The organism is Micromonospora sp. CNZ296, from assembly GCF_007827635.1.
In genome coordinates this window covers 72,769-91,626 of record NZ_VISW01000018.1, presented here as the reverse complement: position 1 = coordinate 91,626, position 18,858 = coordinate 72,769, and the positions used below count along the sequence as shown (strand labels likewise).

The following is an 18,858-nucleotide window of genomic DNA, read 5'->3' as shown; positions in this document are numbered from 1 at the left end:
AGGAACGGCCACGGGGCCGGCCCGCGTCCGCGCGGGCCGGCCCCGTCGCGCTCAGTCCAGGCCGACGCGGGCCACCCCGGTGGCGGTCAGACTGCCCAGCCAGAGGTGGCGGCCGTGCTGCCGCACGCCGGTGACCATCGGGTACGCCCCGCTCGGGCCGTGCAGCGTGCGCAGCACCCGGCCGTCGCCGTCGACCAGCGCGACCAGCCCGTAGCGGCGCGGCTGCGGCTGCACCGCGCCGGGCAGCAGGGCCAGGATCTGCCGTACCCGGGGATGCGGCAGCAGCCGTTCCATGGCCCGCAGCCGCGGGCTGGGCAACGCGACCCAGTAGGTGCCGTCGCCGACGCCGGAGATGTTGTCCGGGTACGCGGGCAGGTCGGTGAGCACCGTGGCCCGCCCGCTGGGCAGGTCGACCCGCAGCAGCCGGTGGGTGGCGGTCTCGGCGAGCATCAGCGCCGACTCGTCCGGGGTGAGCGCGAGCCCGTTGGGGAAGTAGAGCCCGTCCGCGACCACGTCGGTGCGCCCGGTGCGCCTGTCGTACGCGAGGACCCGCCCGTTGGGCCGATGCTCCAGCAGGTCGCGCTTCCAGTGCGAGAGCGGGAACCGATCGGACGAGTCGGTGAAGTAGACGGTGCCGTCACGTGCCACCGCCGCGTTGTCGGCCAGGTGCACCGGCGGCGCGGTCCCGGTCAGCTCGTGCACCCGGCCGGCCGGGTCGACCCGCAGCAGCCCTCGGTAGGCGTCGCAGACCAGCAGCCCGCCGTCGACCGGATCCCGCTCGATGCCCAGCGGACGTCCGCCGGTCTCGGCCAGCAGCGTCGGCGGCGTGCCGGGCGGGGAGTCGGCCGGCCACCACCAGAGCCGGCCGTCCTCGTCGCCGCTGACCACCCGGCCGTCGCCGTCGACCACCACGTCCTCCGGGCCGTGGCCGCCGGTCGGCAACGGCAGCAGGTCGGCCCGGTCGAGCCGGGTGTCAGCGGGCGACCAGGGGCCGGTGAGCGGCGGCGGCACCGTCGCCGGCTCGCGGACCGGCCGGATCAGCAGTGGGGCTCGCGGGCGGGGGACGACCATCGGCTCATTGTGGCCCGGCGGCGTCGCGCAGGGCAGCCCCCGACGGCGTTTCGCCGTTTCCCGCGCGACGTGGCGTGGCGGTTGCGGGATGACCCTGAGACGGCTCGGGGTCGGTTCCCGGACACTACCCGGAACCCCTGCCGCGAGGTCCGGAAATGTCGGTGGGCCCGGGTAGGTTTGGCCGCATGGTACACAGCGGTGAGCGCTTCCACGTGGTGACGGACGTGCACGATCACGTGGTCGAGCTGCGCCCGGTCGGCGAGATCGACATCGCCTCCGTGACGGCGTTCCGGGCGGCGCTCTGGGCGGCGCCGGCCCGGCCGGTGCTGCGGGTCGACCTGTCCGGTGTGCGGCTGCTCTCCGCCGCCGGGGTCCGCGCGCTCGTCGCCACCCACCTGCGGGTGCGGGCCCGCGGCGGCGAGCTGGTGCTCACCGACCCCGACCCGGTGGTGGCCCGGGTGCTGCGGGTGACCGGCCTGCACCGGGTGCTCCCGGTGCGCTGCACCGACCGCGCCCAGGACCTGCCCGGCCGCGCCCAGGATCCGTCCGGCCGCGCCCACGAGCTGATGGCCTGCGCGGCCTGAACGGCCGGCGGCCCGGGCGCACGCAGCCCGGGCGCACGCCGGGCCGCCGGCGCGGAAGCCGACGGCCCGATGTGAACGGCGTTGCGCTCAGCGCACGCCGAGCAGGTCCACCACGAAGACGAGCGTCTCGTTCGGCTTGATGACGCCGCCCGCGCCCCGGGCGCCGTAGCCCAGGTGCGGCGGGATGGTGAGCTTGCGCCGGCCGCCCACCTTCATGCCCACGACGCCCTGGTCCCAGCCGGCGATGACCTGGCCGCCGCCGAGCGGGAATTCGAACGTCTCACCCCGGTTCCACGAGGCGTCGAACTCGCGGCCGTTCGAGTGGGCCACGCCCACGTAGTGCACGCTCACCAGCTGGCCCGCGCGGGCCTCCGGGCCGTCGCCGACGGTGATGTCCTCGACGACCAGATCGGCGGGCGGCGCGCCCTCGATCGGGCCGATCTGGGGCTTGTCCATGAGCGGGTCTCCTCGGTGCTGACGGTGTGGTCACAGTCGATCCTGCCGGATCGTGACCGGCCGATACGCGCCGGTCCCCGCACACCGGCGTGGCGGGGACACGAAAGAGGCGGGCGTCGCCTGTCGGCGACGCCCGCCCCGGGGCGAGCTGGTCACTTCAGCCAGGGGAGACGCTGGACCAGGGGGAGCCTCGCCCAGGCCCGGCCGAGGCCGAGGGTGTTGCCGGCGCCCACCAGGGCCAGGCCGGCCAGCAGGCCCGCGTAGATGAGGTGGTCGTCCATGAAGGGGTTGTTCGCCGGGGGCAGCACGGCCGTCCACATCAGGACCAGGAGCAGACCGCCCGCGACGGCGGCGACCCGGATGCCGATGCCGAGCATCAGGGCGACACCGATGCCGAGCAGGCCGACCATGAACAGCCAGTCCGCCCAGGCCGCGCCGGCCAGGTTCTGGTAGATGCCCGCGAACGGTCCCTCGACGGCGTGTCCGAGGAAGCCCTTGGTGGGGCTGCCGCCGTTGATCCAGGCGTTCTTCGCCGGGGTCTCGTGGCCGAGGCCGAACATCTTGTCGAGGAAGGCCCAGAGGAACACCCAGCCCAGGGCGAGCCGCAGCCCGGCCCAGACGTACCGGGTGGCCTTCTGGCGGGTGGTCTCGGTGTGCGCCGCCGGAGCGATGGTGGCGGCGGGGGTCCGCTTGACGGCGGGGGTCCGCTCGATTGTCGCGGTCATGGTCTCCACGTCCCTTCCTGTGCCTCGCACCGCGCTTCCCGGTGGCACATTCATTCCACCGCCGCGCGGCGCCCGGGAGCAGGGCCGAGAGGTGCCCTCGTGACCGGGTCATTGGTCCCGTCCGTACCCGGTCCGGTCGGCCCCTCGCAGCCGGTCCGCCGCCCCTGACCAGGCCGTACGCCGGCGGCCTACCGTCGCAGGTGGAGACCCGGCACGAGGAGGTCGTGATGAGGACGTGGCAGGTTACCGACGTGATGACCAGGGACGTCGCCACGGTGACGGAGGAGACCCCGTACCGCGAGGTCGTCGACGTGCTGGTGCGGCAGCGGATCAGCGGTGTGCCGGTGGTGGACTCGTTCCGCCGGGTGCTCGGGGTGATCTCCGAGGCGGACCTGCTGCACAAGGTGGAGCGGTCCGGTCACCCGGACGAGCGGCGGGTCTTCGAGGGACGGCGCCGCCGTACCGCGCGGGAGAAGGCGGGCGCGCTCGTCGCCCGGGACCTGATGACCGCGCCCGCGGTCACCACCCACGAGCGGGCGTCGCTCGCGGCGACCGCCCGGCTGATGGACCACGAGGCCGTCAAGCGGCTCCCGGTGCTGGACGACCTGGGCCGGCTCGCCGGCATCGTCACCCGCGGTGACCTGCTGCGCGTGCACCTGCGTTCCGACGCGGAGATCCGCGAGGAGGTCGTGCACGAGGTGCTGCGGCGGGTGCTGTCGGTGCGCGACGGCCTGGTCACGGTCCAGGTCCGCGGCGGCGAGGTCACCATGGACGGGCGGCTGGACCGGCGCAGCGCCGTCGAGCTGGCCGGCCGTCTCGCCGCCCAGGTCGCGGGCGTGGTCGCGGTGCACAACGCGATCGGGTACGACGTGGACGACACCACGCTGATGGAGCTGGACCCGGTGCACGCCACCCCGGTCGCCTGAGCGTCGCCACCCGGGCCCCGCCGGTCAGGTGGGGCCCTCGGTGGCGAGCTGGGCGGCCAGCAGCGCGGGGGCCTCGGCCAGCGACGGCCCGTACCAGGTGAGGTGCCGGCCGGACACCAGCGCCGCCGGCACACCGGGGAACGCCTCCGGCCCGTCGTCGGCGGTGAACCGGTACGGCTCGTCGGGCAGCACCACCAGGTCCGGCGCCCGGGCGCGCAGCTCGTCCAGGCTCGGCCGGGGATAGCGTTCCGCGTCGTCGGCCCAGCCGTTGCGCACACCGAGCCGGGCCAGCACGTCCCCGGCGAACGTGTCCCGCCCCAGCACCACCCACGGCCGTCGCCACACCGGCACCACGGCGGTGCGGACGCGTCCCGGCGCGGGCAGTGCGGCCCAGGCACGGCGGGCCTCGCGCAGCCACTGCGGCTCGGCCGGCGCGCCGAGCGCGTCGACCAGCTCACCGAGCTGGTCGAGGGCCTCCGGCACGGTACGCGGGAAGGTGACCCGGACCGGCACCCCGGCCGCGCGCAGCGCCTCGGCGTCGGCCAGCCGGTTCTCCTCCTCGTTGAGCAGCACCAGGTCCGGCTCCAGGGCGAGCACCCGGTCCAGGTCCGGGTACTTCGTCCCGCCGACCCGGGCGACGTCCAGCCCGGCCGGGTGGGTGCACCAGTCGGTCGCGCCGACCAGCGCCTCCGGGCGGGTGGCCGCGACCGCCTCGGTCAGCGACGGCACCAGCGACACCACCCGCACCGCGTCTCCTCCCCTTGAGCCGGACCGCCGGTCAGCGGGCCGCCGCGGTCACGGCGTCGGCGGTCTCCGGCGGCAGGCCCGCCACCGGAAGGCCCTTGCGTACCGCCCAGTCGACTGCGGCGCGCAGGTCCGCGGTGGGCAGCGGCCGCCGGGTGGTCACCCCGACCGCCGCGTGCACTGTGTACGCCATGAACGGGTACGACCGGGCCAACGCGCCGATCGCGTCGTGCAGCCGGCGTACCACCTCCAGCGCGGCCGGTTCGTCGAGCCCCGGCAGGAGGAGCTGGAACTCGTTCTCGGTGACGCGCAGCGCGCGGTCGACCGGCCGCAGCACGGCGGTGATCGCGGTGAGCACGGCGTGTCCCTCGCGGGCGACGCCGCGGCGGCCGAAGCGTTCCGGCGAGCCGGGCGGCGCGTCCACCCGCAGGCCGACCAGCGCCACCGGCAGCGTGCCGGAGGCGGTCACCCCGTCCGCGCCGGACCACCGGGCCAGGCCGGGCTCGTCCAGCATCGTCTCGGCCGGCTCGACCGGCTGGTTGTTCCGGTCGCCGCGGCGGGCCAGCAGCCGCAGCGCCGCCTCGGCACGCGGTTCGCCGGGCCCGGCCGGGATGTCCCGCACCCGGGCGATCGCCTCGTCCAGCGCGGTACGCGCCGCGGCGGGCAGCCGCTCGGCGAGCTGTTCGCGCAGCCGGATCGCCTCGTGCAGCGCCTCGTCGCGGCGGAAGCCCCAGCGTCCCTCGAACAGCCGGCCGGACTCCAGCGTCGGCGCGGGCGCCACCTCGGCCCGGTCGTGCGCGACGAGTGTGGCGCCGAAACGCGGGCTCAGCGCCACCACCGTCCACTCCCGGGCAAGCGCCTCCGCCTCGTCCAGCGCCACGCCGTAGGTACCGTCCGGCAGGTCGGGCGGCGGTCCGCCGACCATCGCCACCACCGTCACGGCGGCGCGGCCGGCGATGCGCCGGTAGACCTCGCGCTCCCGGGCGAAGTACGGCAGCCGCTGGAACAGCGCGAGCACGACGAGAGGGCCGTCCTCGGCCTCGGCGAGCGCCGCGCGTTCGATGGCGTGGGAGACGGTGACGAGACTGCGTTTGGTGAACTGTTCCGGGGTCCGTCCGCTGGGCACGGGCAGAGCCTAGAGGGACGGGCGCGGTAGCGCACCGGTCGGCCGGACCGGTCGTGCCGCGCGGCCTACACTCGGGCGTCGACCGGACGAGGGGGATCGGGGCGAGATGACGAGCACAGGCAGCGTGACCGCCTCCTGGCTGCGGCCGATCCCGCCCGGCGCCGCGCCGTCCCTGGTCCGTGCCGGCCACCTCGGCCACACCGGGCGGCGGCTAGGCGACCTGGTGCAGGGCCGCCCGCCCGGGGTCACCGGCAGCCAGTGGAGCACCGCCGGGCGGGCGTCGCTCGACCTGGTGGTCTGCGCGGCCGACACCGGGCTGCCGCGTTTCGCGGTGCGGTTCACCGCGCCCGCCCCCGACGGATCGGCCGCGCGACGGTCCGAACGGCTGACCGACGCGGTCTGCGTCGCCGTCGGCCTGCCGCTGGTGCGCGTCGAGTCGCCGACGCTGGGCGGCGCGGAGCAGGTCCGCCGGTTCGTCGAGTACGTGCTGGACGCGCGGGCCTACGCCGACGGCACCGACCCGGACGGCGGTGACACGGTCGGCTTCCGGGACATCATCGGCCGGCTGCCGGACGGCCGGCGCGGACCGGTGAACGACCTGGGCGCGCTGGCCCGGGTCGAGGCGGTCGAGGCGTACGTGGCGGGCCGGATCGCCGACCCGATCGTGCGCGGCCTGCACGTGCGCTGGACCGACGGTCCGGCGGAGGGCTGGGCCTGGGCCGAGGTGCGGCCCGGCCGTTGCCTGCTGGAGCGGGTACGGCTGACCTCGCGCGGTTTCTCCTGCGGCGTCGACCCGGGGCGGCTCGCCGAGGACCTGGCGGCTGTGGCGCTGGGGGAGCGGTTGCGTGACCTCGACGGTGCCGCGCCGTCCCTGCTGGACCGCGACGAGCTTCTCCGGCGGGTACGCGCGCTGGCCGCCCGGCGGGACTCCTTCGACGGCGGGTTCGCCTTCGATCACCTCTGCGCCGACTGAGCCGTCCGTCCTCGCCGGCGAGGACGGCGACTTTTCGATTTTTTTCCGATCTCCGGTTGAACCTTCGCCGACGGCGCTCCGTACCTCATCGGGAATGGACGCAGATCTTCCCCGCCGCGCCCGGACGGCGCGGAGACGGTGCGGAAAGGGCATCGTCGGCCATTGACGCGCGACTGAGCGTCGCAGTGATCTCACACCCCGAATTCGTCGGTCCGCCGGGATCACCAGTCAACTACCGGATCGTGAAGGAGAGCAATTCGATGCGCAGGTCCACACGGGCGCGCCGGTCATCCGGTAACGCGCGGAGCAAGCGGATGCTGGCGGTTGTCGGCACGCTCGCGGTCTTCGGCGGCATCGTCGCCGTCACCCAGATCTCGTCCGCCCAGGACCGGCGGACGACCACCCGCGCCGCCTCGGCGTCCTGCGTGCCCGCGAGCCCCGGGGCGACCGCCCCGGACGGCCAGGGCAGCACCACCCGTACCTGGCAGAACGGCCGCTGGGTCCGCAACCACTGGGGCGACGGGCAGATGTCGCCGGCCGAGTGCCAGCAGACCAACGCGGGCGGCGCGGGCGCCGGCACCCCGACCGTGGCCTGCCCGGACGTCCGGGGCCGGCTGCCGCAGGTGCCCGGTCAGGCCCGCGCCGAGGTGGACCGCACCCTGGCGCTGCTGGAGTCGCAGATCGCCGACGCGAACCGGCGGCTCGCGGCGGAGGGCCGCAACGGCGGCGAGTTCATCAACAACGCGATCCTGCGTCCGCTCGCGGACAAGCGGACCGCGGCGCTCAACCGGATCGCCACCGCCATCGGCCGGGTCGCCCAGCGCCCGCAGGGCCTGGACCAGCTCGCCCAGTGCGCGGTGACCGACACCCCGCAGAACGGCGGCCAGAACGGCGGGAACAACAACGGCGGTCAGAACGGCGGCAACAACAACGGGGGCCAGAACGGCGGCAACAACAACGGCGGTCAGAACGGCGGGAACAACGGCGGCGGGAACAACAACGGCGGTGGCCAGAACAACGGTGGCGGCAACGGCCTGAACGTGCTCGCCAAGGACTGCTCCGGCAGCCAGCTCCAGGCGCACGACGGCTTTCAGAACGGCAACCGGTGCGTGAGCACCGCGTTCGGTGAGGTGGGCGCCGCGGCGAACAACCCGTCGCTGCTGATCACGCAGTTCCCGAACCAGGTGCGGCGCAACCAGCCGTTCACCCTCCGGGTCACCACCAAGAACCTGGTGCGGGACCGCTTCCTCGCCGCCGGCCAGGGCGGCTACTACCTGGAGAGCTCGCTGCTCAACGGCCAGGGCCTGGTGCGCGGCCACTTCCACACCGCCTGCCGCATGCTCGGCAGCACCCGGCAGCCTCCGAACCCGCAGGACGTGCCGGCCTTCTTCGTGGCCACCGAGGACGGGCGGGGCGGCAACCAGCCGGACGACGTGCTGATCCAGATTCCGGGCCTGGCGCAGTCGGGCGTGGCGCAGTGCGCGGTCTGGGCCGGTGACGGCTCGCACCGCATCCCGATGATGGAGCGGGCCAACCAGACTCCCGCCATCGACGTGGTGCGCATCCGGGTCAACTGAGCGGGCGAACGGCAGCGGCCGTCCGGGGGACTCCTCCGGGCGGCCGCTGCCGTTCCCGCGTACGGGCACGGTGAAAGGTGATCCCGGAAGAAATTTCGTGCCGGCGGTATCCGGCCGGATGAAAAGCGCTGACCGTAGAAAGCCGATCGGGGCCGCGCCGATTTCTCAGCGTGACCCCGGGATGCCCGACGGTGAACCGGTGGCGGTCAGCGGTTCTTGTACGCCTCGACCACCGACACCGGGATGCGCCCGCGCTCGGAAATCTCGAACCCGTTCTTGGCGGCCCATTCCCGGATGGCGCGGTTCTGCTCGCGGTCCATTCCCGAGGTGCTCGGCCGGGCGGTGCGGCGTGCGCCGCGGGCGACCTCGGTCGCTCCCCGGCCGATTCGCCTGCCAGCGCTGATGTACGGATCCAGCGCCTTGCGCAGGACGCCCGCGTTCTCGTCGGAGACGTCGATCGTGTACGCCACGCCGTCCAGGCTGAACTCGACGGTCCGATCGGCCTTTCCGCCGTCGAGGTCGTCGGTCAGAACGGTGATTACTTTCCTTGCCATCGCCATTACTCCCTGTGTCGGGCGGGGTGTGGCTAAGAGTTTGACCTACCGCGCGGTAATTCCGCAACAATAGCCGACTGTTTCCATTCGGCGGGTCGCGGTAAAGGGCGCCGCCATTGGGTGCGGAGCGCGGGAACGCGGCGCTTCGTAGTGGCGTGGGTCACAACCCGGAACAAGGGGCACGTTTTGTTACTTGAGCCAGACACGCTCAACCAACGTGATGGCAGGTGTTCGATGGCAACTCTTCCGGTACTCCCACTGACCGACGCCGTCCTGCTGCCCGGGATGGTCATCCCGGTGACCCTCGACCCGACCACCCAGGCCGCCGTCGACGCGGCCCGCGCCACCGGCGACAAGGAACTCCTGGCCGTACCCCGCCTCGACGGCGAGTACGGCTCCGTCGGCGTGGTAGCCACGATCGAGAAGGTGGGCCGGCTGCCCAGCGGCGAACCGGCGGCGGTCGTCCGCGGTCTCACCCGCGCCCGCATCGGCTCCGGCGTGCCCGGTCCCGGCGCCGCGCTCTGGGTCGAGGCGACCGAACTCGACGAACCCGCACCGGCGGGCCGCGCCCGCGAACTCGCCCGCGAGTACCGCGCGCTCATGACCTCGGTGCTGCAGCAGCGCGGCGCCTGGCAGGTGATCGACGCGATGGAGCGGATGACCGACCTGTCCGAGCTGGCCGACTCGGCCGGTTACGCGCCCTGGCTCAGCCTGACGCAGAAGACCGAATTGCTCGCCGCGCCGGACGTCACCGCCCGGCTGGAACTGCTCGTCGGCTGGGTGAAGGAACACCTCGCCGAGCAGGAGGTCACCGAGCAGATCAACAGCGACGTCCGCGAAGGGCTGGAGAAGTCCCAGCGCGAGTTCCTGCTCCGCCAGCAGCTCGCCGCGATCCGCAAGGAACTCGGCGAGGACGAGCCGGACGGCTCCGCCGACTACCGCTCCCGGGTGGAGTCCGCCGACCTGCCGGAGAAGGTCCGCGAGGCGGCGCTGCGCGAGGTCGGCAAGCTGGAGCGGGCCAGCGACGCCTCACCCGAGGCGGGCTGGATCCGTACCTGGCTGGACACCGTCCTGGAGATGCCGTGGAACACGCGTACCCAGGACAACATGGACCTGGCCGCGGCCCGGGCCGTGCTCGACGCCGACCACGCCGGCCTGGCCGACGTGAAGGACCGCATCCTGGAGTACCTCGCGGTGCGCAACCGGCGCGCGGAGCGCAACCTCGGCGTGGTCGGCGGACGCGGTTCCGGCGCGGTGCTGGCCCTGGCCGGTCCGCCCGGTGTCGGCAAGACCAGCCTCGGCGAGTCGGTCGCCCGGGCGCTGGGCCGCAACTTCGTCCGCGTCTCCCTCGGCGGTGTCCGGGACGAGGCGGAGATCCGCGGTCACCGGCGCACCTACGTGGGCGCGCTGCCCGGCCGGATCGTGCGGGCGCTGCGCGAGGCCGGCTCGATGAACCCGGTCGTGCTGCTCGACGAGGTCGACAAGCTGGCCGCCGGCTACTCCGGCGACCCGGCGGCGGCCCTGCTGGAGGTGCTCGACCCGGCGCAGAACCACACGTTCCGCGACCACTACCTGGAGGTCGACCTCGACCTGTCCGACGTGCTGTTCCTGGCCACCGCCAACGTGGTCGAGGCGATCCCCGGCCCGCTGCTGGACCGGATGGAGCTGGTCGCGCTGGACGGCTACACCGAGGACGAGAAGGTCGCCATCGCCCGGGACCACCTGCTGCCCCAGCAGCGGGAACGGGCCGGGCTGACCACCGACGAGGTGACAGTCGCCGACGAGGCGCTGGCGCTGATCGCTGGTGAGTACACCCGGGAGGCCGGCGTTCGGCAGCTCGAACGCGCTCTCGCCAAGATCTTGCGCAAGGTCGCGGTCGCGCTCGCCACGGACTCCGCGCCGGTGCACGTCGACGCCGGCAACCTGGCCCGCTACCTGGGCCGGCCCAAGTTCACCCCGGAGTCGGCCGAACGGACCGCAGTACCCGGCGTGGCGACCGGACTCGCGGTCACCGGCGCCGGTGGCGACGTGCTGTTCATCGAGGCCACCACGATGGAGGGTGAGCCGGGGCTGACGCTCACCGGCCAGCTCGGCGACGTGATGAAGGAGTCCGCGCACATCGCGTGGTCGTACCTGCGGTCGAACGGGCGGCGCTACGGGCTGGACCCGAACGCGCTGGCCGGGCGGCGGATCCACCTGCACGTCCCGGCGGGCGCGGTGCCCAAGGACGGCCCGAGCGCCGGCATCACCATGGTGACCGCGCTGGCCTCACTGGTGACCGGGCGGCCGGTGCGGCCCGAGTTCGGGATGACCGGCGAGGTGACGCTCTCCGGCCGGGTGCTGCCCATCGGCGGCGTGAAGCAGAAGCTGCTCGCCGCGCACCGGGCCGGCCTCACCGAGGTGATCATCCCGAAGCGCAACGAGCCGGACCTGGACGACCTGCCGGCCGAGGTGCGGGAGGCGCTGACCGTGCACACCCTGTCCGACGTGGCGGACGTGCTCGCACTGGCGCTGCGCCCGGTCGAGATCGGCACGGAGTCGCTGGACGGTCCGGCGCTCGCCGCGGCCTGACGACCGTCGCCCCGGCCACCGTACGCACGGTGGCCGGGGCGCCGTCGTGTCCGCCCGCTGTGGTCTCCACGCCGGCCGGCACGGAAGCCGGTCGCGCCGGGCTCAGCGGCGGTCGCGCCGCTCGTAGCCCCGGTCGCGGCGCTCACCGGGCCCGTCGCCGTCCCGGTCCCGTCGCACTGTGGCCTTGCGTCCCTTGATGGTGGTGCCGCGCAGCCCCGCGATGATCTCGTCGGCGACCCCCTGCGGCACCTCGACCAGCGAGAACCGGTCGGCGATCTCGATCGAGCCGATGTCCCGGCCACTGATCCGGGTCTCCCCGGTGATCGCGCCCACCAGGTCCTGCGGCCGTACCCCGGCCCGGCGGCCCAGACCGATGAAGACCTGGGTGGTGCCGCCGGTACGCGGGCGCGCCGGACCCCGGCGCTCACCCCGCCCGCCGGCCTCCGGGCGGCCCTCGCGCGGACCCCGGACCGGAACCTGCGGGATCTCCTCCTCGTCGTCCGAGCCCGGCGACGTCGCCTCGTGCGCCAGCTTCACCGCCGCCAGCGCCACCTCGACCAGGTCGAACTCGTCGGTGAGCGACTCCACGATCGCCCGGTACGGGTCAAGGTCGTCCTCCAGCAGGCTCTCCCGCAGCGCGCCCTGGGTCAGCTCCAGCCGCCGGGTACGCATGTCCGCGACAGTGGGGATCTTGTCGATGGCGATCCGCTGGCCGGTGACTCGCTCGATGGTCTTGAGCATCCGGTGCTCACGCGGCTCGGCGAGCGTGATCGCCACACCCTCCCGCCCGGCCCGGCCGACCCGCCCGATCCGGTGCACGTACGACTCCGGGGCGGACGGCACGTCGTAGTTGACCACGTGGGTGAGCTGCTCGACGTCCAGGCCACGGGCGGCCACGTCGGTGGCGACCAGCAGGTCCGCCGTACCGGCGCGCAGTCGGCCCATCACCCGGTCCCGCTGCTCCTGGCTCATCCCGCCGTGCAGCGCCTCGGCCCGGTAGCCCCGGCCGTTCATCGTCTCGGTGAGCCGGTCCACCTCCTCCCGGCTGCGGCAGAACACGATCGCCGCGGTGGGCGACTCCACGTCCAGCACCCGGCCCAGCGCGGCCGGCTTGTGCGCCCGGGCCACGATGTACGCGCTCTGCCGCACCCGGGGCGCCTCCCCGGCGACCGGCCGCTCCCGCTCGATCCGGATGCGGACCGGGTCGGTCAGGTGCTGCCGGGCCAGCCCGTCGATCCGGGCCGGCATGGTGGCCGAGAACAGCACCGTCTGCCGGCCGGCCGGGGCGTGCTCCAGGATCGCCTCGATGTCCTCGGCGAAGCCCATGTCGAGCATCTCGTCCGCCTCGTCCAGCACCACCGTGCTCAGCGCGCCCAACCGCAGCGTGCCCCGGGCGATGTGGTCCAGCGCCCGGCCGGGCGTCGCCACCACCACGTCCACCCCGTGGTCGAGCGCACGCAGCTGCCGGCCGATCGGCTGCCCGCCGTAGATCGGCAGCACCCGGGCGCCCAGGTCCTTGCCGTAGCGGTGGAACGCCTCGGAGACCTGCACGGCCAGCTCCCGCGTCGGCACCAGCACCAGCGACACCGGGTCGCCCTCGGCCCGCCCCACCGGCATCCGCTGCAACAGCGGCAGCGCGAACGCGGCGGTCTTGCCCGTACCGGTCGCCGCCTGGCCCAGCAGATCCTGCCCGGCCAGCAACGGGGGGATGGCCTCCCGCTGGATCGGCGTCGGTTCCTCGTAACCGAGCGCGGACAGCGCGCCCAGCAACTCGGTGCGCAGCCCGAGATCGGCGAAGGCGATGCCGTCCTCGGCGTCGGCGGGAAGGGCGGGGTCGGTCGGGGTCGGTGCGGCGTTCATGCGACAAGCTTTTCATCACCGCCGCGCGGCGGTCGCGGCGACCGGGTCAAACGTTCGCCGCGCCACCTGTGTGCCGTCCCCTCCGGGTGATCCGGCGTGGCCCCGTGCCCCCGCCGGATCACCGGGACAGGACGGCCAGCAGCGTGGTGAGGCCCACTCCGACGTCGAACACCGCGCACCACAGCGCGTACCCGCGCGGTACCACCGCGCCGGTGCGGTGGTACCAGCCGTCCCAGGCCGCGTGGACGAGCCAGCCCACCCCGACGAGCACCCCGGCGACGTCGGCGGACGCGATCATCGCCACGACCGCCAGGCCGCCCCACACGGCCGCCCCGGCGAGCTGCGCCGCCAGCGCGCGCCGGTCGCCCCACTGCCGCCGCCAGGTGCCGATCAGCAGGTAGCCGGCCGGCAGGACCAGCAGCGTCCACGGCGCGAAGACGCTGGGCGCGAACCACATGTCCACCGTCATGAGCAGCCCCAGCCCGGCGGGCCACCCGCGCGCCACGGCCGCGGCGACCGGGTGCCGGCGCGGCGGCGCGGCGGGCGTGTGCCGGTGCCGCAGCGCCACCAGCAGCATCGCCGGCACCATCAGCAGGTGACCGCCGAGCAGCAGCGTGTCGTCCCCGACCCACCCGGCCCACCAGGGCGGGAGCAGCAGCAGGAACGGCACGTACATGGCCGCCGACATCTCCGCGGTGGCGGCCCGGCCGTCCCCCCGGTACCACATCCACGCGGCCATGCCCGCCGCCATGTTCGTCGCCATCACCAGCGCGGCCACGTCCGGCCGCGCCAGCACCGCCGCACCTCCCAGCAGGTTCCCGCCCACCTGCCACAGCGGCCCGAGCAGCACCATCCCGGCCACCATCGCCACCACCATCCCGGCCAGGTGCCGGGTCCGCGCCCACCCGGCCCACCGCCGGGGTACGCCCACAGTCATCTCTGTCATGCCCCGACCCTGCCGCCGCCCGGCGCACCGGAGAAGGCGCGTCAGTCATCGGGAAACCGTGCGGATCGCACGGTCCGGCCGTGACGTTTCTCGGGGGTGGGCGGGGCGCCGCACGCCCTAGGATCGGCGGGCATGACAGTCGATTCCGCTGACCACCGGCTGCGCCGGGCCCGGCGGGTCACCCTGCTGTCGCTGGCCACGAACGTGTGGACGACGGTGCTGCTGCCCGTCGTCGGCCTGGCCCGCGAGCCCGACCCGGTACGCGTCGCGCTGGGCGCCGTCGGGCTGCTCGGATTCGCGGTCGCCCAGATCGCGGTGCTGCACGCCGCGGTCACGCCGTGGCTGCCCGTACCGGCCCGTCGTCGCCGGCACGCCGCGCTGATCGCGGCGGCGCTGCTCAGCCTGCCGCTGCTCGGCCCGGTCGCGGCCGGGACCTGGCCCACCTGGGCGTGGCTGGGCGCGTCCCTGGTCGGCATGACGCCGCTGCTGTTCCGGCCCGTCGTCGCGGTGGTGGCGGCGGCCGGCGTCCTCGCGGTGTCGGCCGTCGTCACCTGGTCGACGGGCGGGCCGGTGACCACGGCGCTGCTGGTCACCGGCGTGGTGGGCGCCGGGATCGCCGCGCTCACCTGGGTCCAGGTCTGGTTCTGGGACCTGCTCGTCGAGGCCCGGCAGGGGCAGGCCGCCCAGGCGCGGCTCGCCGCCGCCGAGGAACGGCTGCGCTTCGCCCGGGACGTCCACGATCTGCTCGGCCACGACCTGACGGTGATCGCGCTCAAGGCCGAGCTGGCGGAGCGGCTGGCGCCGCGCGACGCCGGCCGGGCCGCCCGGGAGGCGGCCGAGGCCCGGCGGCTGGCCGGCTCGGCGCTGAACCGGGTCCGGGCGGCGGTGCACGGCTACCGCGCCGTCGACCTGGCCGAGCAGGCCGCGGCGGTGGGGGAGGTGCTGCGCTCCAGCGGGGTACGCACGACAGTGGTCCCGCCCGCCGGTGAGGTGCCCGCGGCGGTCGCCGCCGACCTGGCCGCCGTGCTGCGTGAGGCCGGGACGAACGTGCTGCGGCACAGCCGGGCCGGCTGGTGCCGGATCGAGATCATCCAGGGGGACGGCGTGGTGACGCTGACCGTACGCAACGACGGTGTCCGCGACGACGCCGGACCGGACCGGCTCAGCGGCGGCCTGCGCGGCCTGGCCGACCGGCTCGCCCCGGCCGGCGGACGGGTCCGGGCCGATGCCGCCGACGGCGTGTTCAGCCTGGTGGCGACGGTGCCGGTGACGCCGTGATCCGGGTACTGCTGGCCGACGACGAGGAGCTGATCCGGCTCGCCCTGGCCGCGCTGCTCGACCTGGAACCGGACATCGAGGTGGTCGCGCACGCCCGCGACGGGCGCAGCGCCCTGGACGCGGCGCTGGCCCACCGCCCCGACGTCGCCGTGCTCGACCTGGAGATGCCGCCGCCCGGAGGCGTCGAGGTCGCCGCCGAGCTGACCCGGGCGCTACCCGGCTGCGCGCCGGTGATCCTCACCGGACACGGCCGGCCCGCCCAGCTCCGGCCGGCGCTCACCGCCGGGGTACGCGGGTTCCTCGCCAAGGGCGCCCCCGGCGGCGCGCTGGCCGACGTGATCCGCCGGGTGCACTCCGGGGCGCGTTACGTCGATCCCGCGCTCGCGGCCGACGCGCTCACCCTGCCGGAGTGCCCGCTGACGCCGCGCGAGCTGGAGACGCTGCGGCTGGCCGAGCTGGGCACCCCGGTCGCGGTGATCGCCCGGCGGACCCATCTGGCCGCCGGAACGGTCCGCAACCATCTCAGCGCCTGCGTGCAGAAGCTCGGCGCCGCCGACCGGGCGGAGGCGGTACGGCGGGCGCGCGAGGCCGGCTGGCTCTGACGTACGGGGCGTCGCGGGCGGCTGACGCCGACTAGCCTGATCACGTGCGGACGGTCGAACTGCTCTGCTCTCCCGAACTGGAAGCGGCGGTTCGCGCCGCCTGGGACCGGCTCGCCGCCGCCGGGCTGCCCAGCCTGGCCCGCAACACGCACCCGACGAACCGGCCGCACCTGACGCTCGCCTCGGTCGAGGAGTTCCCGCCCGGCGTCGAGCAGCGCCTGGCCGACCTCTGTGACGCGGCGCTGCCGCTGCCGGTGCGGCTGGGCCGGGTGGCGGTGCTCGACGGCAGCGCGCCACTGGTGTGGCTGGTCCGCCCGACCCCGCAGCTCGTCGCGCTGCACGGCGCGGTCTGGGACGTGCTCGCCGAGGCGTCCGGCGGGCACTCGTGGCACCAGCCCGGCCGGTGGGTGCCGCACCTGAGCCTGGCGCTGCGGTTCGGCGCGGCGGACCGGCGCCGGGCCCGGGCGGTCGCCGGGGCACATCCGCCGGCCGGGGCGTTCGTGGCGGCGCGCAGCTACGACGGCGACACCCGCACCGTCAGCGAGCTGACCACCGCCTGCCCTCGTTCCGGCGGCTGAGCGGGGCCGCCCCCCGGGGAGGGGGCGGCCCCGGACGTCAGCGGTGGAAGCGCAGGTAGTCGAACTCGGCGGTCACCGCTGGTGTGGCCCCGCCGTGCGCCACCAGCCCGATCCGCGGTGTCGTGTCCGCCGGGAACGTCCACACCGCGCCCCACGTCCAGTGCTTGCCGTCGCGGCTGGACCCGGCCCGGAACTCGTGCTCGCCGTTGACCGGGTCGACCCGGTGGGCCAGCCGCAGCCAGGTGGTGGTGCCGGGGGTGCCGACGATGCTGCCGCCGTACACCGGCTGACCGGCGAACGGCAGCTCGTAGCCGTACTCGACCTGACGGGTGTTCCAGATGGCCACCTGGGTCAGCCTGGCGAACCGGTCGTCGTCGACGTACGCGACCAGGCCCGCCTGCTGGTAGTTGCGCACGCTGTCCTCGCCCAGGTCGAGCGTCACCTTGGTCTCGGCGACGTAGTTCCCGGCCGGGGCGTCGCGCAGCAGCACCCCGGCGGTGTTGCCGGTGCCGGACAGGTCGGCGTCCTGCACCGGCCAGCGCAGCGCGCCGCCGGACACGGTGGCGGCCGGGTCCTGGCGTACCCACCGCCACGCCGGGTCGAGCCCGCCGGTGAACTCGTCGGAGTAGCCGCGCAGCACCGGTCCGACCCGGGGGTCGGGGACGGTGTGCTGCGCCGGACGGTACAGCCGGACGGCGCTGACGTTGTCGAACTCGGCCGGGCCGCCATCGGCGCGCACTGACAGCTCACCGGCGCCGGGGCGGGGCAGCCGCAGCGACACCTGGGAGACCGGGTCGCCGAGGCGGGACGGGCTGAGCGTGGCGACGAGCTGCCGCCCGCGTACCTCGATGGCGAGATTGTGCCGGTCGCCCAGGTCGAGGCCGGCGGGCAGCACGGTGGTCGCGCCGCCCGCGCTCAGCCGGCCGCGCCCGACGCGGACGTCCACGCCACCCAGCCGCAGCCCGGCGGTGGCCGCGCCGGTCAGCCGCAGGTCGGTCTCCGCGCGCAGGTCACCGCCGATCCGGGTACGCGAGGTGAGCGTGCCGCTGCCGGTCAGCACCCCGTCGGCGGCCTGCCAGTGGCCGTGCCCGGCCCGCCAGCCGCGCAGGTCCGCGGTGGCGAAGCGGGCGTCGACCGGGCCGGTGGTGACGGGCGCGGGCCGGGCGGTGTCGGAGGGGCCGGCGCCCGCGTTCACAGTGGGCCATCCGTCGATCCAGTCGAGCCGGTCGAGCAGCATGGGCCGCTCGTTGACGCCGAACGGCTCGTCCAGGTACGGGTCGGCGCGGTCGATCGCGTGGTAGGCGATCCAGTCCTGCCCGGACAGGTCGGTGAGCACCGCGTTGTGCCCGGTGCCGATCCAGCGGTTGCCGTTCTGCGTGAGCACCGGCGTGCCGCCGGCCCGGGAGACGTCGAGGCGCTGCCCGTCGCGGTCGGTGAACGGGCCGCGCGGGTCACGGGAACGGCCGACCTGGACGGAGTAGCCGGTGGCCGGCCCGGCGCAGCAGTTCGCGGTGGACGCGAACAGGTAGTACCAGCCGTCGCGGCGCAGCACGTACGCGCCCTCGAACTTGTTGTCGATCGCGACGGGCGTGGGCGTGCCGACCGCGCGCAGCCCGTCCGTGGACAGCTCGGTGACCGAGATGCCGCCGTAGTAGCTGCCGTAGTAGAGCCAGTGGCGGCCGTCGGCGCCGGTGAGCTGGCTGGGGTCGATCGTCCACAGGTAACCGCCGCCGGCGCCCGGTCGCGGCGCGACCACGGGCGTGTCGCCGAACGTCCACGGCCCGGCCGGGCTCGGCGCGGTGGCCACGCCGACCGCGGTGTCGAACGTGTCGTCGGAGACGTCTGTGTCGGTGACCGTCACGTACATCACCCACCGGCCGGCCACCCGCCGCACGTCCGGCGCCCAGAACGCGGCTCCGGTAGCGGCGTAGGCGGGCCGCTGGTCCGGGGCGAACGCGTCGCCGGCGTAGGTCCAGTCGACCAGGTCGGCGGAGCGGGCGATCGGCACGCGATGCGTGCGGCCCTCGCCCTCGCGCAGCGGGTCGGAGGTGCCGAAGGCGTACCAGAGTCCGTCGTCGCCGCGCACCACGACCGGGTCGGCGAAGGTGTCGGCGAACCCGGCGGAGACCGGGTTGCGGTAGCGGTCGGGCCCGGCGGCGGACGCGGGGGCCGCGCCGGCGAGCAGAAGCGTGAGTACGGCGGCGAGCGCGCCACCGCGGCGGAGGTGTCCCATCGGGCCTGCCCTCGGGGATAGACGGAGGTGCGGTGCCACCGTTTCTACAACGTT

At 74.8% G+C, this 18,858-nt stretch carries 17 protein-coding genes; 8 read left to right on the top strand and 9 right to left on the bottom strand.

The features are described from left to right. Positions 1–51: 51 nt before the first annotated feature. Positions 52–1,071, bottom strand: a complete 1,020-nt coding sequence (locus tag FB455_RS26330) for an SMP-30/gluconolactonase/LRE family protein (protein WP_145755149.1) — start codon at positions 1,069–1,071, stop codon at positions 52–54. 185 nt (positions 1,072–1,256) lie between these two features. Here FB455_RS26330 and FB455_RS26325 point away from each other — a divergent pair, with 185 nt between their 5' ends. Then, positions 1,257–1,655, top strand: a complete 399-nt coding sequence (locus FB455_RS26325; protein WP_145755148.1) for an STAS domain-containing protein — start codon at positions 1,257–1,259, stop codon at positions 1,653–1,655. A gap of 87 nt (positions 1,656–1,742) precedes the next feature. Here the strand turns inward: FB455_RS26325 and FB455_RS26320 are convergent, their stop codons facing one another. Together FB455_RS26320 and FB455_RS26315 are read right to left on the bottom strand one after the other, a co-directional pair. Beyond that, the gene (locus tag FB455_RS26320) at positions 1,743–2,111 is read right to left on the bottom strand and encodes an FKBP-type peptidyl-prolyl cis-trans isomerase (RefSeq protein ID WP_013286592.1); all 369 of its coding nucleotides are present in this window, start codon (positions 2,109–2,111) and stop codon (positions 1,743–1,745) included. Positions 2,112–2,263: 152 nt separating this feature from the next. Next, on the bottom strand, positions 2,264–2,845 hold the full coding sequence (locus FB455_RS26315) for a DoxX family membrane protein (RefSeq protein WP_030272549.1): 582 nt from the start codon (positions 2,843–2,845) through the stop codon (positions 2,264–2,266). 218 nt (positions 2,846–3,063) lie between these two features. On the opposite strand from FB455_RS26315, the gene FB455_RS26310 reads away from it, so the two are divergent. Beyond that, complete coding sequence (locus tag FB455_RS26310; protein ID WP_013286590.1) at positions 3,064–3,762, top strand: CBS domain-containing protein; 699 nt, start codon at positions 3,064–3,066, stop codon at positions 3,760–3,762. Between the two features lie 24 nt (positions 3,763–3,786). Here FB455_RS26310 and FB455_RS26305 read toward each other — a convergent pair whose 3' ends face one another. Together FB455_RS26305 and FB455_RS26300 are read right to left on the bottom strand one after the other, a co-directional pair. Then, positions 3,787–4,509 carry a helical backbone metal receptor gene (locus FB455_RS26305; RefSeq protein WP_145755147.1) on the bottom strand — a complete coding sequence of 241 codons (723 nt, stop codon included), beginning with the start codon at positions 4,507–4,509 and terminating at the stop codon, positions 3,787–3,789. A 31-nt stretch (positions 4,510–4,540) separates the two neighbouring features. Continuing rightward, positions 4,541–5,632, bottom strand: a complete 1,092-nt coding sequence (locus tag FB455_RS26300; protein WP_013286588.1) for a DICT sensory domain-containing protein — start codon at positions 5,630–5,632, stop codon at positions 4,541–4,543. Positions 5,633–5,738: 106 nt separating this feature from the next. On the opposite strand from FB455_RS26300, the gene FB455_RS26295 reads away from it, so the two are divergent. Beyond that, on the top strand, positions 5,739–6,605 hold the full coding sequence (locus FB455_RS26295) for a PDDEXK family nuclease (RefSeq protein WP_013476601.1): 867 nt from the start codon (positions 5,739–5,741) through the stop codon (positions 6,603–6,605). 314 nt (positions 6,606–6,919) lie between these two features. Further along, complete coding sequence (locus tag FB455_RS26290) at positions 6,920–8,182, top strand: hypothetical protein (RefSeq protein ID WP_036311104.1); 1,263 nt, start codon at positions 6,920–6,922, stop codon at positions 8,180–8,182. A 206-nt stretch (positions 8,183–8,388) separates the two neighbouring features. Here the strand turns inward: FB455_RS26290 and FB455_RS26285 are convergent, their stop codons facing one another. Continuing rightward, positions 8,389–8,736 carry a histone-like nucleoid-structuring protein Lsr2 gene (locus FB455_RS26285; protein ID WP_013286585.1) on the bottom strand — a complete coding sequence of 116 codons (348 nt, stop codon included), beginning with the start codon at positions 8,734–8,736 and terminating at the stop codon, positions 8,389–8,391. A 234-nt stretch (positions 8,737–8,970) separates the two neighbouring features. On the opposite strand from FB455_RS26285, the gene lon reads away from it, so the two are divergent. Continuing rightward, positions 8,971–11,307, top strand: coding sequence for an endopeptidase La (gene lon / locus FB455_RS26280; protein ID WP_030272542.1), 2,337 nt, complete (start codon positions 8,971–8,973; stop codon positions 11,305–11,307). A gap of 102 nt (positions 11,308–11,409) precedes the next feature. Here lon and FB455_RS26275 read toward each other — a convergent pair whose 3' ends face one another. Continuing rightward, positions 11,410–13,167: a DEAD/DEAH box helicase gene (locus FB455_RS26275; protein ID WP_013476604.1), complete on the bottom strand. Its 1,758-nt coding sequence runs from the start codon at positions 13,165–13,167 to the stop codon at positions 11,410–11,412. Between the two features lie 118 nt (positions 13,168–13,285). After that, positions 13,286–14,113 (bottom strand): hypothetical protein, encoded by an 828-nt coding sequence (locus tag FB455_RS26270; RefSeq protein WP_030272540.1) that lies wholly within the window; start codon positions 14,111–14,113, stop codon positions 13,286–13,288. A 132-nt stretch (positions 14,114–14,245) separates the two neighbouring features. Here FB455_RS26270 and FB455_RS26265 point away from each other — a divergent pair, with 132 nt between their 5' ends. From FB455_RS26265 to FB455_RS26255, 3 genes are read left to right on the top strand one after another with little or no spacing between them, the layout of a single operon-like run. After that, positions 14,246–15,391 carry a sensor histidine kinase gene (locus FB455_RS26265; protein ID WP_030272538.1) on the top strand — a complete coding sequence of 382 codons (1,146 nt, stop codon included), beginning with the start codon at positions 14,246–14,248 and terminating at the stop codon, positions 15,389–15,391. Next, a complete protein-coding gene (locus FB455_RS26260; protein WP_013286580.1) occupies positions 15,388–15,993 on the top strand; it encodes a response regulator transcription factor in 606 nt (201 codons plus the stop codon). The genes FB455_RS26265 and FB455_RS26260 overlap by 4 nt, the downstream gene beginning before the upstream one ends. Positions 15,994–16,037: 44 nt before the next feature. After that, positions 16,038–16,571: a 2'-5' RNA ligase family protein gene (locus tag FB455_RS26255; RefSeq protein ID WP_030272535.1), complete on the top strand. Its 534-nt coding sequence runs from the start codon at positions 16,038–16,040 to the stop codon at positions 16,569–16,571. A 37-nt stretch (positions 16,572–16,608) separates the two neighbouring features. On the opposite strand, the gene FB455_RS26250 is transcribed toward FB455_RS26255, so the two are convergent. Further along, complete coding sequence (locus FB455_RS26250) at positions 16,609–18,804, bottom strand: glycoside hydrolase family 43 protein (RefSeq protein WP_030272533.1); 2,196 nt, start codon at positions 18,802–18,804, stop codon at positions 16,609–16,611. Positions 18,805–18,858 lie beyond the last annotated feature (54 nt).